This window comes from Stenotrophomonas sp. EMP41 (genome assembly GCF_047495535.1).
Taxonomy (GTDB): Bacteria; Pseudomonadota; Gammaproteobacteria; order Xanthomonadales; family Xanthomonadaceae; genus Stenotrophomonas; species Stenotrophomonas sepilia.
The window spans coordinates 3,579,845-3,593,370 of the sequence record NZ_CP179923.1; the positions used below are offsets into that span (position 1 = coordinate 3,579,845).

Below are 13,526 nucleotides of genomic sequence, written 5' to 3' on the forward strand. Positions count from 1 at the left end.
TTTCAGTTCCCGTGGGCAGGTACCATGCGAATAGTTGTAGATTTCCTTGACCAGCCAGACTGGCCCTGCGCCCACGCGTCTTGGCACCGAGCCCGCTGCGGCAGGTTTTTTTTTGCCTGCAGGGCGACCTGTTTCACTTTGCCGCCGCTGACTTTTGGCGATAATTCGCCCGACACCCTGCCCGGCCCCAAGGGCGTGGCCACCGATTCCCGCTGTCGCCCCTTCCGGAGAACCGGTCGGGTCCAGCCTCCTGCCGGATCCGTCGACGCATGCGAACGCTGTCCCCCCGCCTCAACCTGGGCAAGCTGATCCTCGCTCTGGCCCTGCTCAGCGCCATCATCGCCCTGGCCAATACCCTGCTCGCCAGTTACCGCGTGCAGCGCGACCAGCTGGTCGGCAACACGCTGGAGGCCAACCGCGTCTATGCCACCAAGCTGGCCGAGACCACCCAGAATTTCCTGCTGGCCGCGCAGCAGGAGCTGGCCTACGCCGCCACCCGGCTCGGCCAGAATGATCTCGATCCGGCACAGGCCCAGGATGAAGCCAGCCGGCTGCAGCTGCAGACCAACAGCTTCAACTCCTCGCTGGTGGTCGACGCCGATGGTCTGGTGATCGCCACCTCGCCGCAGACCCTGCAGCTGCAGGGCGAGATCCTGCACAGCGCCGGCAACAACGCCGCACTGGCCGCGCGCCAGCCGATGATCAGCGATCCCTACCAGTCGACCACCGGCAAGCTGCTGGTCTCGCTGTCGCATCCGATCTTCGACCGCAGCGGCCACTACCGCGGTTACGTCAGCGGCACCCTGTACCTGCGCCAGCGCAGTGCGCTGCACACGCTGCTGGGCAAGCACTATTACCGCGACGGCTCGTACCTGTACGTGGTGGACCGCAATGGCCGCCTGTTGTACCACGCCGATGGCAAGCGGGTCGGCGACTACGTGGTCGGCAACCCGGCGGTGAAGGCAGTCGTGCGCGGTGAACGCGGTGCGCAGCAGGTCCGCAACAACCTGGGCGTGTCGATGCTGGCCGGCTATGCACCGGTACCGGCCACCGGCTGGGGCATCATCGCCCAGCGGCCGACCGAGGCCACGCTGCAGCCATTGTCACGGTTGATGACCGCGGTGATCTGGAATGCGATCCCGCTCGGCCTGCTGTCACTGCTGGTCACCTGGTGGTTCGCCCGTCGCATCTCGATGCCGCTGTGGCAGCTGGCGCGAAACGTGCAGGGTGGCGAGGACACCGGCAACGCGATCAGCCACGTCAGCGGCATCCGCGCGTGGTACTTCGAGGTGGCCCAGCTCAAGCAGGCGGTGCTGCACAGCTTCAACGCGCTGCAGGACCGCATCGGCACGCTCAGCCGCGCCAACCGTACCGATCCGCTGACCGGCCTGCTCAATCGCCGCGGCCTGCAGCAGGCGCTGGATGCATTGCAGGTGCAGGGCATTCCGTTCGCGATCCTGGCGCTGGACATCGATCGCTTCAAATCGATCAACGACAGCCACGGCCATGACGTCGGTGACGCCGCCATCGTCCATATCTCCGACCAGATGCGCCGCTACTCGCGCGACAGCGACATCCTCTGCCGCGCCGGCGGCGAGGAATTCCTGCTGCTGTTGCCGGGCATCAGCACCGACTCGGCGCGCCAGGCCGGCGAGCGCCTGCGCCAGCACATCGCCGATCATCCGTTCGCACCGGTCGGCACCATCACCGTGTCACTGGGCGTGGCCCACTTCCCCAGCTTCCATGTCGATGCCGAGCAGGCGCTGCGGCTGGCCGACAAGGCCCTGTACATGGCCAAGGAACAGGGCCGCAACCGCGTTGTGGTCTACCCGTACGCGGACTGAGACGCGGCCGGCCTGACCGACCGCTTCACCGCGCCGGGCTCAGCGCTGCGCCAACGGTGTCAGCAGGCGCAGGCCGCGCTGGGTGCCATCGACCATGTACACGCCCCCGGCAGGCAGCAGATCACTGCCCGCCTGTCCGGCGGCATCCGGCTTGCGCCACGGTGCGGCCTGGCGCGGGCCGGGGATGAAGGCACGCCAGCGGCCATAGCGTTCCGGTTGGGCATTGCCGTTGCTGCCGGTGTCGCTGTTCAGGGCGAAGTTCACTGCCACGCGCACGGTCCAGAAGTCGCGCGCGCTGTTCTCGCCGGTGGTCGGCGGGACGAAGGTCCACTTGCGGGCGCCGCTGATGCTGGCCTTGGCGAGCAGGTCGCGCATCTTGGCCAGGGTCCGCTCCGGCGCGACCACGGTCATGTTCACCTGTTCGGCAATGACGTCGGCCACGGTCCCGTCGCGGGCCACCTTGACCAGCAACAGCACATCACCCTGCCCACCACTGCGGAAGACATCCTCGGGGTAGCGCGGTGGCGGCATGCTCTTCCGGGTCACCGAATCGGTAGCCTTCGGGTCATACTCACTGAAGTCGACACCGGTCATGCTGACCTGGTAGCTGCCGTCGTCCTGCTGCTTGCCACGCAGGCGCACCCGCAGTGGTGCGTGGACCGCCACCGGCTTGCCATCGCGCAGCGTCGGCTCGAACTGCCAGCCACGGATGGTGCCCTCCACGAATGAGGCGATACCCGGTGCGAGCATCGCCTGCTGGTCCAGGACCAGCGCGCTGACCGAGCCGTCGGCCGCCACCTCGATACTGCCCGACAGCGCCATGCTCATCTCGGCGGTGGCACGCACGGCGCGCGCGTTCTGGGCGACGGCCTCGGCTGGCAGCAGGGGGGCACCGGCGGAGAACGCCAGGGCCAGCGCAAGGAACAGGGGGGAACGCATCATTGCCGGATCCGTGGTGATGAAGTGAGCACCGAGCGTACCGCAGTCCAGACCGGACCGGCACGCGCTTCACGCCACGCCGTTCAGGCCAGGCGATGGGCCGCTGCATAGGGCGGCGTATCCGGATAATCACCCGCGACGAAGCGCGCCTGCAGGTCCTGCCACCACGTCGGATCGAACAGGTGCCGGTAGTGCTCCCTCACCGCCGCCAGTTCGCTGGCGGGCAGGCCCATGAACGGGCCGAAGCGCTCCGGGAACACATCGCGTGGACCGACATGGAACCAGGGCTCGTCGGCCATGGCGTCCTCCGGCGTACGTGGCTGCGGCCAGGTGCGGAACACGCAGTCGCTGACCAGGCACAACTCGTCATAGTCGTAGAACACGGCCCGGCCATGCCGGGATACGCCGAAGTTCTTCGGCAGCATGTCGCCGGGGAAGATGTTGTTGCGCGCCATGTCGGTGATCGCCTGCGCATAGTCCAGTACCGCCGCGCGCACGGCCTCACCGCCCTGCTCGCGCAGGTACAGGTTCAATGGCCGGAAGCGGCGCTGTACGTAGCACAGTGCCACTTCCACCTCGTCGCCGTCGACCCGCACGGTCTGCGCGCACTGCTGCAGCAGCTCTTCCAGCAAGGCCGGCGCGAAACGGTCTCGCGGGAAGCGCAGGTGGCGATATGGCTGCGCATCGAGCAGGCGGCCGACACGGTCGAGGTTGAACACCAGCGCGTACTTCTCTTCCACCTGCTGCCGCGACATCGCCTTGGGCCAGGCGAAGCGGTCGCGGATCAGCTTGAACACCAGCGGATAGCTGGGCAGGGTGAACACCGCCATGACCATGCCCGGCGTGCCTTCGGCGGGCACCAGCCGCTCCTGCGGATGCTCGTTGAAGTGGCGGAAAAAGGTGCGGTAGCGCTCGGTCTTGCCCTGCTTGGCGCGTCCCAGCACCGTGTAGATCTCATCGATGGGCTTGCCCGGCAGCAGGCTGCGCAGGAACACCACCGCATCGCCGACCGTGGCGAGGTCAGCCTGGAAGTAACTGCGCGATACACCGAACAGGTGGGCGACGTCGCGACGACGGGTCAGCACCGCGTCGGCACGCAGGCCACGCTCATCGTTGACCAGTGCGATCACGCACGGTGAGAAGCGGTGCTCGCCGAACACGCGGCCAACCAGGTAGGCACGGCGCTCGCGATAGAACACGGTGTCGAGCAGCTCGATGCTGCGCACCGGCGTATCGCCCCAGTGCGCCAGATCATCCTGCAGGCGCACGGCGATCGCCGCCGCGCAGCGCAGCTGGTGCGCATACGGAATGTCGAAACGGTAGTCGGCCAGCACGCGCTGCAGGGCCTCCACCGGCCGCGTCGGCGAGACGGCATAGGTATGCCGGGCGACCGGATGGGTGATCGCGTCGGACGGCTCGACATCGAAGGCGATGAACTCCAGCGCCGGATCCACGCCACGGATGGAAAACAGGCGCCGCGACAACGTGTTGTAGAAGGTCTTGTACAGTTCGGCGTCGATCAGCCCCCGCAGCAGTGCGCTGTACTGCGCATGCACCTGCAGCCACAGCGCGCGCTCGCCGATCGCTTCGCCGGCGAGGCGGCGCAGTGCATCCATCTGCTCGGCGATGCACAGGTCATACAACGCGATGCGCTCGACTGCATCCTGGCGCGCGCCCGCCCAGTCACGCTGCTCGAAGCGCTGCCGTGCACGGGCGGTGATCGCCGCGAAGCGGGCATGGTACTGCTCGAAACCATCGCGGATGGCGCCGGCGATGCGCGGCGCCAGCTCGGCAGCGATGTCAGGCTCGGACATGCAGGGCTCACCCGGAAGGACCGGCTTCACCATACGCTGGCGTGTGCGATGCCGTCGAGCGCGAAGGTAGTGCCGGCCGCTGGCCGGCAGCACCTGGACCGTCGATGGTCGATGCAGACGCCGGCCAGCGGCCGGCACTACCGGCTCAGATCGCCAGTTCGGCCTCTACGTCCTGCACCTTGCGTCGGGCCAGTGCAAGGTTGGACTTGGTCCGGTCCAGCACGATGTAGAAGAACAGGCCCTTCTTCTTCGCGACCGGGCGCATTATGTGGTACGCCTTGCCCAGCGAGATCAGGATATCCTCGATGCTGTCATTGAGGTTCAGCGAGGCGGCGGTCTTCATCTTGGCCCGGATCACTTCGGTATTGCCGGCGGCGGCCACTTCCATGTCCATGCCGGCACCGGCTTCGCCGAGCAGCATGCCGCTTTCGTAGTCGACCAGCGCCACTGCCTGCGCGCCGTCGATGCCCATCAGTGCGTTCAACGATTCATTCAATCCAGCCACGTCGCACCCCTTGTCGATGTTGGTTCGAGCCCCTCGTTCCCCTGCGGCCGGGCTCACGATCCGCCGAGTTCGGCCAGGATCGCCTGGCCACATTCCCTGCTCTGCCACAGCACCTGCCCGATCACGCTGCGCTGGTCGCAGGCCGCCATCAGCAGCAGCGGCGCACGCCCTTCGGCCTGGATCGCCAGCATCAGCACCTTCCCGCCCATCGCTTCGAGCATCAGCGTCTGCAGATCGCCCAGCACCAGTTCGCGCCCCACCGCTGCGGCCAACGCCAGCATCGCGCTGGTCATCGCCGCCAGCCGTTCACCGCGCCCGTCGGCTCCGGCGCTGACCAGGGCGAAGCCATCAACGCTGGCCAGGACCACGGTACGTACGCCTTCGACCCGCTGCTGCAGGTCCTGCAGCAGGGGTTGCAGGCGCTCACGCTGGCCGGCGTCGGGCAATACCGCCATCTGCCCGTCAGCCATGCGCAGCCACCAGTGCGTGCGCTTCCATTTCGCTCATCAGTACGTCCATCAGCAGCAGTCCCTGTTCCCGGTCACGGGCATCGATGGCCAGCAGCGGCAGTGGCTGGTCGTCCAGGCAGGCTCGGCTGGCCCAGTCATCCAGTGCCGCCTGCGGCGCCTGGTCGAGGTGGGTGACCGCCACCACCAGTGCCAAGGACGATGCAAACGGCTGCAGCACCTGCAGGTAGTCCTGCAGCTCGCTGGCCAGGCCCGCGCGACGTGCGTCCAGCAGCAGCACCGCACCCCGTGCACCCTGCAGCAGGATCGGCCACAGGAAGTCGAAGCGCTGCTGGCCGGGCGTTCCGTACAGCCGCAGGCGCTCGCCGTTGGGCAGGTCGATGTCTGCATAGTCCAGCGCGACGGTGGTGGAGGCCTTGTCGGCACCGAGGCGATCACTGTTGGCCACATCGGTGTCGACTACGGCGCCGGCCGCGATGCTGCGCACCAGCGTCGACTTTCCGCTGCCCATGCCGCCCAGCACCACCACCTTGTGCTCACGCATTGCGCTCACTCCCACGCAGGTGCCGCCACAGGCGGGCAAGCAATCCGTTGTCGGTGCGGGTGCCACCGGTCGCCACCATCGGCGCCGCCGGGGCGGCCTGCAGCTGCGCGTAGCCACACAGGTAGGCCGCGTGGATGAAATCGCGAACGGCCGCCGCCGGCAGCTCAAGCAGCATCGCGCATTCTTCAACCGTGCAGGCGCGCTTGAGCAGCAGCGAGCACAGGCGGAATCCATCGTGGTCGTGCCCCAGTACGCGGAAATCCGGCCAGCGCAGCAGCTTCACCGAAGCGCCGCGCAGGCGTTCGTCCAGTGCCTGCCAGTGGCGGCTGCGTTGCGCCCATTGCCACAGCAGCGGCCGCAGCGGCTGGCGTGGTCGCTCACCAGCCAGTGCCTGCAGGCGCGCCGGCGTCAGCGCATCCAGCTGCAGGCGTTCGAACGCATCGGCCAGGCGCTCCACCAGCACGCTCGCGGGTTCCTGCAACAGCACAGCCTGGTCGTGCTCCAGATCCATCAACAGCAAAGGTTCGCCCGCATCACTCAACAGTGCCTGGCCATGGCGCAGCGGCAACCGCTCGCGCAGCAGGCGGGTGATGGCGTGTGCGCCATCGGCCAGACGTATCAGCGCGGGTGCGGGCATGGCCAGGGGCTCCGGTGCCAACTGCATGCGACGCAGCGCGCGGCCGATGGCACCGTCGTCGAGCACATCCTGGTGTCCGTCGCCGTCGCGCAGTTGGCCGCCGTTGTCCTCGATCCAGCATTGCAGGCGCGGTCGCTGCTGGCGCATGCGCTGGGCCGCGTTGCGCAGCGCCGGGGTATCGCGGATGACCAGCAGGTCGCAATCGTCCAGGTCCTGGCTGCGGCGGACCTGGCCGTCCGGCAGTGCCGACGCCAGGCGCAGCCGTTGCAGCAGGGCCTGCTCGCCCTGGATGTCGGTCCCCACTACCAGCACGCGTGCCATCCGTGTTCCCCGGGCGACCACCTCCCCGGTGGTCTCGCGTCGCCAAGGCTAGGGTTTGCCGACGAAGGCCGTCGTGATCGACTGCTCAGATTGAGTGGGGCTACATCGGCGTGCTGATCGGTTCTGCGACGGCCATCGCGGGCAAGTTTCATGCCCCGTTGACGGCAGTCCGACAGCTGACGGATGTCACGGTTTCATCGCTCGGGGTCGGATCGCTTTTGCGCGCAGAAGGGATCTGCCCCCGAGCGGCCCCGGAAAAAGAAAACCCGCGCCGAAGCGCGGGTTTCCATGTTGCGGCAGGCGAACGGCGCTGGATCAGCCGCGCAGCTGCTCCAGCGCGGCGTTGAAGGTCGCGCTCGGGCGCATCGCCTTGCTGGCCTTGGCCACATCCGGGCGGTAGTAGCCCCCGATGTCCACGGCCTTGCCCTGCACCGCGATCAGCTCGTCGACGATCTTCTGCTCGTTGTCGGTCAGCGCCTTGGCCAGCGGGGCGAAGCGCGCCTTCAGTGCGGCGTCCTCGTCCTGCGCGGCCAGGGCCTGCGCCCAGTACAGCGCGATGTAGAAGTGGCTGCCGCGGTTGTCGATGCCACCCAGCTTGCGCGACGGCGACTTGTCGTTGTCCAGGAACTGGCCGTTGGCTTCGTCCAGCGCCTTGGCCAGCACACGGGCGGCGGCGTTGTCATAGCGGTTGCCCAGGTGTTCCAGCGACGCGGCCAGGGCCAGGAACTCACCCAGCGAATCCCAGCGCAGGTAGTCCTCTTCGACGAACTGCTGCACGTGCTTCGGGGCCGAACCACCGGCGCCGGTCTCGAACAGACCACCACCGGCCATCAGCGGCACGATCGACAGCATCTTGGCGCTGGTGCCCAGCTCCATGATCGGGAACAGGTCGGTCAGGTAGTCGCGCAGCACGTTGCCGGTCACCGAGATGGTGTCCTCACCCTTGCGGATGCGGGCCAGCGAGAACGCGGTCGCTTCCACCGGCGGCAGGATGCGGATGTCCAGGCCGGTGGTGTCGTGGTCCTTCAGGTACTGCTCGACCTTGGCGATGACCTGCGCGTCGTGGGCGCGGGCGGCATCCAGCCAGAACACGGCCGGGGTGCTGCTCAGGCGGGCGCGCTCGACGGCGAGCTTGACCCAGTCCTGGATCGGCGCGTCCTTGGTCTGGCACATGCGCCAGATGTCACCGGCTTCCACGGCGTGCTCGAACACCACGGTGCCGGCATCGTCGGTGACCTTGACCACGCCATCGGCAGCGATCTGGAAGGTCTTGTCGTGCGAGCCGTACTCTTCGGCCTTCTGTGCCATCAGGCCGACGTTGGGCACCGAGCCCATGGTGGCCGGGTCGAAGGCGCCGTGCGCCTTGCAGTCGTCGATGACGGCCTGGTACACGCCGGCGTAGCAGCGGTCCGGAATGACCGCCTTGGTGTCCTGCAGCTTGCCTTCGGCGTTCCACATCTTGCCGGAGTCGCGGATCATCGCCGGCATCGAGGCGTCGACGATGACGTCGCTCGGCACGTGCAGGTTGGTGATGCCCTTGTCCGAATTGACCATGGCCACGCCCGGGCGCTGTGCGTACTCGGCAGCCAGGTCGGCTTCGATCGCAGCACGGGTGGCTTCCGGCAGCGACGGCAGGCGCGCAGCCAGGTCACCGATGCCGTTGTTGGCGTCGAAACCGGCCTGCTTGAGCACTTCGGCGTGCTTGGCCAGCACGTCCTTGTAGAACTCATTGACCGCCACGCCGAACATGATCGGGTCGGAGACCTTCATCATGGTCGCCTTCAGGTGCAGCGAGAACAGCACGCCCTGGGCCTTGGCGTCGGCGATCTGCTCGCCGATGAACGCGGCCAGCGCCTTGCGGCTCATCACGGCGGCGTCGACGATCTCGCCGGTCTTGACCGCAGTCTTTTCCTTCAGCACGACAGCGCTGCCGTCCTTGCCGTGGAAGGTGATCTTCAGCGAACCGGCGTTGGCGACGGTGGCCGACTTTTCGCTGCCATAGAAGTCACCGGCGGCCATGTGCGCGACGTGCGACTTCGAATCGGCCGACCAGGCACCCATGCGGTGCGGGTGCTTGCGCGCGTAGTTCTTCACCGACAGCGGTGCGCGGCGGTCGGAGTTGCCTTCGCGCAGCACCGGGTTCACCGCACTGCCCTTGACCTTGTCGTAGCGCGCCTTGTAGTCGCGCTGCTGATCGTCGGCCGGGGTTTCCGGGTAATCCGGCAGCGGGTAGCCCTGGTCCTGCAGCTCCTTGATGGCCGCCTTCAGCTGCGGCACCGAGGCGGAGATGTTCGGCAGCTTGATGATGTTGGCGTCCGGGGTGGTCGCCAGCTGGCCCAGCTCGGCCAGGTCGTCGCTGACCTTCTGCGCGTCGGACAGCAGTTCCGGGAACTGCGACAGGATGCGGCCGGACAGCGAGATGTCACGGGTTTCCACCACGATGCCGGCAGTGGCGGTGTAGGCGTCAACGATCGGCAGCAGCGACTGGGTGGCCAGGAACGGTGCTTCGTCGGTCAGCGTGTAGAGGATCTTGGACATGGGGGACTTGGACTCTGTAGCAATGCTCAGGGGAAGGCCGGCGCCAGCGCCGGGCCACGTGCAACCGTGTCGCGCGCGGGGTTGGCCCCCGCGCTTTCCCCCGTCGCCGTCAGGGTGGGCGCGCGGCGGGGAAACCCCTGCATTGTCGCGTTTTCGGCCGCGCGGGGCAAAGCTGTGCCATACGCGGCGGTACTGGACCGCTGTGTTTCGTCGTTGGCTCGCTTCCGGTCAGGAAGCTGAGGCTTGATGGCTAATTCGACTTCTCGCTCGTTGAGGCACGCATGACCCACTCCGACAATCGCTGCCCCCACTCGGCACGCCTTGGACAGATCAATGTCTGCGAGCGCTTGCTTTGCTGGAAGTTGCAGATTCGGAATCCCCCAACGACGGCGGCCAGGCTGGCGAGTTCATCAGCCGTCGCTGCAGAGCCTCGGATGTGCAGCGAACCGGCACCAGATGATCCGGGTCGAACGTAGACGTCGTACCGGGTGGAAGGTCCTTCCGCCCTTGCATACCCCGACACGACATATCCGCCATCCGTGATGCGCAGATCCGGCGTGCTTCCTGGCACAGGCTTTTCGGGGGCATCGCCCTCGTAGATCAAGGCGACTTCCCTACCATCACGCCTGATGCGGTGCAGACCAAAGTCAACAGGTGCCTCGTAGGTCACGGACATGCCTGTCGGCAGCCGCACACAGGCGCCGTATAGGAAGTGGTCGCAACTGTAGCTCCACAGGCTAGATTCCTGGGCCCACGAAGTGAGCGGGAATAAGAAAGCGAAGAAAACCAAAATGCGTGCAAGCATCTCAACGCTCCCGTCTCTGGACTGCCGAATCGCCATCCACAATTCCACCGATGGCATGGCTGTCAACCACACCGGGAACCCTATTCATGATTCCGTCGCCGCGTGCAGGATTGGGCAGCCCCGTTGTCTTGTCATAGAGATCATCCACGCCGCCAAGATGTGACACTTCATGAGGAACAACACCCTTGTCAAATCTATCCAGGACATTGATCTCGCCCTTCTTTCCGCCCAACTCCGCAAAACTCCGTCCGCTGCGGTGGGAGGTTTCCCCGCTGACAAGCTTTATCTCATTACGGGCGGCCCGCGGGGTACTTCTTTCAATGTCAGTGACCTCGACCGTCACGCGCGTCTCCTTCCCGCCAATATCATAGGTTCCTGACATTGACGCCACCTGCTCTTTGAAGGTCGCTATGTTCTTGGGTGTCGCACCATCCCCTGAAAACTTTGTAGGGAAGCTGATTTTCACCGAACCGTCCTTCATCCGCGTAACTACAGGAACTCTGCCGTCCGGATCGACAAAGTTGTAAGGACTGCTATTGGCGTATCGGTACCTGTTGAAGAGGGAAGACCTCCCACCATAGGCAGCGACGGGATCTACACTGAGAAAGGCACCTATTTCGGGAGAGTAATATCGTTGCTGCATGTAATTGAGACCTGTCGTGGAATCAAACACATGGCCTGAGTAACCAGGACCATCTGCCGCGGCGATTCCAACGACAGAGCCATAAGGCTCGTATGTGAATCTCTCGATCACCTTCCCGTTTGAGTCCGTAATAGCCACCGGACTCCCGAGTGCATCCGTATGAACATAGGTGACTACTTCACCGTCCGTCGACGCCATTGCCAGCGTGAGAACAATCCAGTTGAGCATCCCATCCCTCCCACGCTTCCATATTCCGTTCAGCGTACCCGAGACCCCCTCGATCGGGTATCGCCCAACAAAAAAGGACGCAGCCTCGCGGCTGCGTCCATCGTGAGCCCTGCCGGGAGAGAGTCGGCTGGACTTACTTGACCTCGAACTCCTGCGGCGTTCCGGCCGCCTTGCCATCGACGGTGACTTCGGCGCGGTACTTGCCGGCCGGCCAGCCCTTTGCATTCTTGAAGGTGACGTTGGTGGTTTCCGCACCGCTGGTGTTCAGCGTGGCATTCTGTTCGCCGGCCACCTGGCCGTCCTGGTAAGTCAGCTTCGCGCCAACGGTGACGTTGTTGGCAGCACCGTCGGTCTTGACCGAGACGATGATGTCGTCCTTCGGCGCGAACAGAGCCGTCGTCGCAACCGACTTGTCGGCGGCTGCGGTCTTGCCGACCGTGACCGACGAGACGCTGACAGCAGCGGCTTCGGCCATCGGCGGCGGCGCGCCGGTCATCGGGGCCGGTGCTGCCGGTTCGGCCGGAGCAGTCGCTGCCGGAGCGGCATTGGTGTCGGTCGACTCTTCTTTCTTCTTGCAACCGACCAGGGCGACGCTGCCCAGCAGGGCGGCGATCAGGGCGGTCTGGAGCGGGGTGGTCTTGATCATTCGGGGTTCCTCCCAGGGATTGTCGGATGGCGTTCGATCGCCGGCTTACTTCGGCGGCAGTTTCAGGGTCTGGCCCGGGAAGATCTTGTCCGGGTCATCAAGCACATCGCGGTTGGCTTCGAAGATCTTCTTCCAGGCATTGGCGTCGCCCAGATGCTGCTTGGCGATCTTCGACAGCGAGTCCCCCTTCTGCACGGTGTAGGTGCCGCCGCTGACAACGTCGGCGCTACTGTCCACCGAGGCGCTGACGCCGGAAAAATCCGCCTTCGGTGCCTGTTCGGCGGTACTGTCGACGCTGCTGCTGACGCCGGAGAAATCGGCTTTCTTCTCGGTACTCATCCACAACTCCCGTCTGCATGACTACGTGATTGGCACGGTGCCATGGAGGTTGTTAAATGGGGATGGTGCAGATGTGAAGCCGCCCCCGGGGGCGACTGAACAATCGGGGGAATGGACGCCCGGTAGTGCCGGCCGCTGGCCGGCTGTGCCAGGGGATCCGGCCTTGGCCGATTGCCGGCCAGCGGCCGGCACAACGGGTAACCGCCTGCGAACCATGGTAGTGCCGGCCGCTGGCCGGCGCGCGCCGGGCATGGCCCGGCACAACGGGTAACCGCCTGCGGCGGTTACTGCCGCAGCTCGCGGTAGGTCGCGGCCGGGGCGGCGATGCCCCGGCTGGCACGCCAGGGATTGATGTCCAGGCCACCGCGGCGGGTGTAGCGGGCCTCGACCTCCAGCCAGTGCGGCCGGCAGCGCGCGGACACCTCGCTGAAGATCCGCTCAACGCACTGCTCGTGGAACTCGGCATGCTCGCGGTAGCTGACCAGATAGCGCAGCAGGCCGGCGCGATCGATCTTCGGCCCGCGATAACGCAGGCTGACCGTGGCCCAGTCCGGCTGGCCGGTGACCGGGCAGTTGGACTTCAGCAGCGCCGAGACCAGGGTCTCCTCCACCACCTCGCCCGCATCGGCGGCGAGGAAGTCCGCCTGCGGCGGGCCGTAGCAGTCGATCTCCACGTCCAGCCCGTCGATGGATTCGCCGAGCGGCGTCTCGCGCAGCTCCGGCAGGCCGAACTCCACCTGGACCGGCGCACCGGCACAGGCCGACAGATCCGCCACGATGCGCGCGCGCAGCGCCTCGGCGCTGTCGATGCGGGTGCTGTTGAGGGAGTTGAGGTACAGCTTGAACGACTTCGATTCGATCAAACGCGGCGAAGTGCATGGCACCTGGACGGTGGCGACGGCGACCTGCGGCTTGCCACGCGGGTCGAGCCAGCTCAGCTCGAAGGCGTGCCAGCGGTCGTGGCCGACGAATGGCAGCGCGGCGTCATCGAGGCCGATCTCGGCGCGGGCACCGCTGCGGGGGATCGGGAACAGCAGGCCGGGATCGTACTGCGACGGGTAACTGACCTCGCGACCGAGGCTGGAATCCTGTGGGGTGTTCATGGAGGTCATTGTATCGCGCGGAGACCGGGCCTTCGGCCGGGCCGGCCAACGGCGGAGCCCCTCCGTGGTGGGGTGTTGGGTCGTCGAAAGCCTGGATTCCCGGAAGTGGGCCGGGCGGATGGGGCTGGCGGGGACGCCGTGAATCCGTCCCTG

General features: G+C 66.2%; 13 protein-coding genes. 1 reads left to right on the plus strand and 12 read right to left on the minus strand.

Annotation, left to right across the window (positions count from 1 at the left end; translation table 11 throughout):
• The first annotated feature begins 269 nt into the window (after positions 1 to 269).
• Entirely contained in the window at positions 270 to 1,844 is a 1,575-nt protein-coding gene (locus ACMGRF_RS16445) for a sensor domain-containing diguanylate cyclase (protein ID WP_049412905.1), read from the plus strand.
• Positions 1,845 to 1,883: 39 nt separating this feature from the next.
• Here the strand turns inward: ACMGRF_RS16445 and ACMGRF_RS16450 are convergent, their stop codons facing one another.
• The 12 genes from ACMGRF_RS16450 to queF all read right to left on the minus strand — a co-directional run bounded on the left by ACMGRF_RS16450 (position 1,884) and on the right by queF (position 13,373).
• Complete coding sequence (locus tag ACMGRF_RS16450; protein WP_049412903.1) at positions 1,884 to 2,786, minus strand: TonB-dependent receptor; 903 nt, start codon at positions 2,784 to 2,786, stop codon at positions 1,884 to 1,886.
• Between the two features lie 80 nt (positions 2,787 to 2,866).
• A complete protein-coding gene (gene aceK, locus ACMGRF_RS16455; RefSeq protein WP_049436141.1) occupies positions 2,867 to 4,597 on the minus strand; it encodes a bifunctional isocitrate dehydrogenase kinase/phosphatase in 1,731 nt (576 codons plus the stop codon).
• A gap of 145 nt (positions 4,598 to 4,742) precedes the next feature.
• Positions 4,743 to 5,102, minus strand: a complete 360-nt coding sequence (locus ACMGRF_RS16460; protein ID WP_005419760.1) for a hypothetical protein — start codon at positions 5,100 to 5,102, stop codon at positions 4,743 to 4,745.
• Positions 5,103 to 5,155: 53 nt separating this feature from the next.
• Positions 5,156 to 5,572 (minus strand): roadblock/LC7 domain-containing protein, encoded by a 417-nt coding sequence (locus tag ACMGRF_RS16465; RefSeq protein WP_049440368.1) that lies wholly within the window; start codon positions 5,570 to 5,572, stop codon positions 5,156 to 5,158.
• Complete coding sequence (locus tag ACMGRF_RS16470) at positions 5,565 to 6,113, minus strand: GTP-binding protein (RefSeq protein ID WP_049410698.1); 549 nt, start codon at positions 6,111 to 6,113, stop codon at positions 5,565 to 5,567. The genes ACMGRF_RS16465 and ACMGRF_RS16470 overlap by 8 nt, the downstream gene beginning before the upstream one ends.
• Positions 6,106 to 7,071, minus strand: coding sequence for a hypothetical protein (locus ACMGRF_RS16475; protein ID WP_049410695.1), 966 nt, complete (start codon positions 7,069 to 7,071; stop codon positions 6,106 to 6,108). Before ACMGRF_RS16475 ends, ACMGRF_RS16470 begins: the two co-directional genes overlap by 8 nt.
• 315 nt (positions 7,072 to 7,386) lie before the next feature.
• Positions 7,387 to 9,609: an NADP-dependent isocitrate dehydrogenase gene (locus tag ACMGRF_RS16480; protein WP_134709478.1), complete on the minus strand. Its 2,223-nt coding sequence runs from the start codon at positions 9,607 to 9,609 to the stop codon at positions 7,387 to 7,389.
• A 250-nt stretch (positions 9,610 to 9,859) separates the two neighbouring features.
• Positions 9,860 to 10,414: a hypothetical protein gene (locus ACMGRF_RS16485; RefSeq protein ID WP_238378521.1), complete on the minus strand. Its 555-nt coding sequence runs from the start codon at positions 10,412 to 10,414 to the stop codon at positions 9,860 to 9,862.
• A gap of 1 nt (position 10,415) precedes the next feature.
• A complete protein-coding gene (locus ACMGRF_RS16490; RefSeq protein ID WP_414485391.1) occupies positions 10,416 to 11,285 on the minus strand; it encodes an RHS repeat-associated core domain-containing protein in 870 nt (289 codons plus the stop codon).
• Between the two features lie 133 nt (positions 11,286 to 11,418).
• Entirely contained in the window at positions 11,419 to 11,931 is a 513-nt protein-coding gene (locus ACMGRF_RS16495; RefSeq protein WP_049410689.1) for a hypothetical protein, read from the minus strand.
• A gap of 45 nt (positions 11,932 to 11,976) precedes the next feature.
• Positions 11,977 to 12,270: a LysM peptidoglycan-binding domain-containing protein gene (locus tag ACMGRF_RS16500; RefSeq protein ID WP_414485392.1), complete on the minus strand. Its 294-nt coding sequence runs from the start codon at positions 12,268 to 12,270 to the stop codon at positions 11,977 to 11,979.
• A 284-nt stretch (positions 12,271 to 12,554) separates the two neighbouring features.
• Complete coding sequence (gene queF / locus ACMGRF_RS16505) at positions 12,555 to 13,373, minus strand: NADPH-dependent 7-cyano-7-deazaguanine reductase QueF (protein WP_049410682.1); 819 nt, start codon at positions 13,371 to 13,373, stop codon at positions 12,555 to 12,557.
• Between the last annotated feature and the right edge of the window lie 153 nt (positions 13,374 to 13,526).

Bases quoted from the DNA above. Each gene is read 5' to 3' on its own strand.
- ACMGRF_RS16445 (WP_049412905.1), top strand. From the start codon at position 270: ATGCGAACGCTGTCCCCCCGCCTCAACCTGGGCAAGCTGATCCTCGCT.
- ACMGRF_RS16450 (WP_049412903.1), bottom strand. From the start codon at position 2,786: ATGATGCGTTCCCCCCTGTTCCTTGCGCTGGCCCTGGCGTTCTCCGCC.
- aceK (WP_049436141.1), bottom strand. From the start codon at position 4,597: ATGTCCGAGCCTGACATCGCTGCCGAGCTGGCGCCGCGCATCGCCGGC.
- ACMGRF_RS16465 (WP_049440368.1), bottom strand. From the start codon at position 5,572: ATGGCTGACGGGCAGATGGCGGTATTGCCCGACGCCGGCCAGCGTGAG.
- ACMGRF_RS16470 (WP_049410698.1), bottom strand. From the start codon at position 6,113: ATGCGTGAGCACAAGGTGGTGGTGCTGGGCGGCATGGGCAGCGGAAAG.
- ACMGRF_RS16475 (WP_049410695.1), bottom strand. From the start codon at position 7,071: ATGGCACGCGTGCTGGTAGTGGGGACCGACATCCAGGGCGAGCAGGCC.
- ACMGRF_RS16480 (WP_134709478.1), bottom strand. From the start codon at position 9,609: ATGTCCAAGATCCTCTACACGCTGACCGACGAAGCACCGTTCCTGGCC.
- ACMGRF_RS16485 (WP_238378521.1), bottom strand. From the start codon at position 10,414: ATGCTTGCACGCATTTTGGTTTTCTTCGCTTTCTTATTCCCGCTCACT.
- ACMGRF_RS16490 (WP_414485391.1), bottom strand. From the start codon at position 11,285: ATGCTCAACTGGATTGTTCTCACGCTGGCAATGGCGTCGACGGACGGT.
- ACMGRF_RS16495 (WP_049410689.1), bottom strand. From the start codon at position 11,931: ATGATCAAGACCACCCCGCTCCAGACCGCCCTGATCGCCGCCCTGCTG.
- ACMGRF_RS16500 (WP_414485392.1), bottom strand. From the start codon at position 12,270: ATGAGTACCGAGAAGAAAGCCGATTTCTCCGGCGTCAGCAGCAGCGTC.
- queF (WP_049410682.1), bottom strand. From the start codon at position 13,373: ATGAACACCCCACAGGATTCCAGCCTCGGTCGCGAGGTCAGTTACCCG.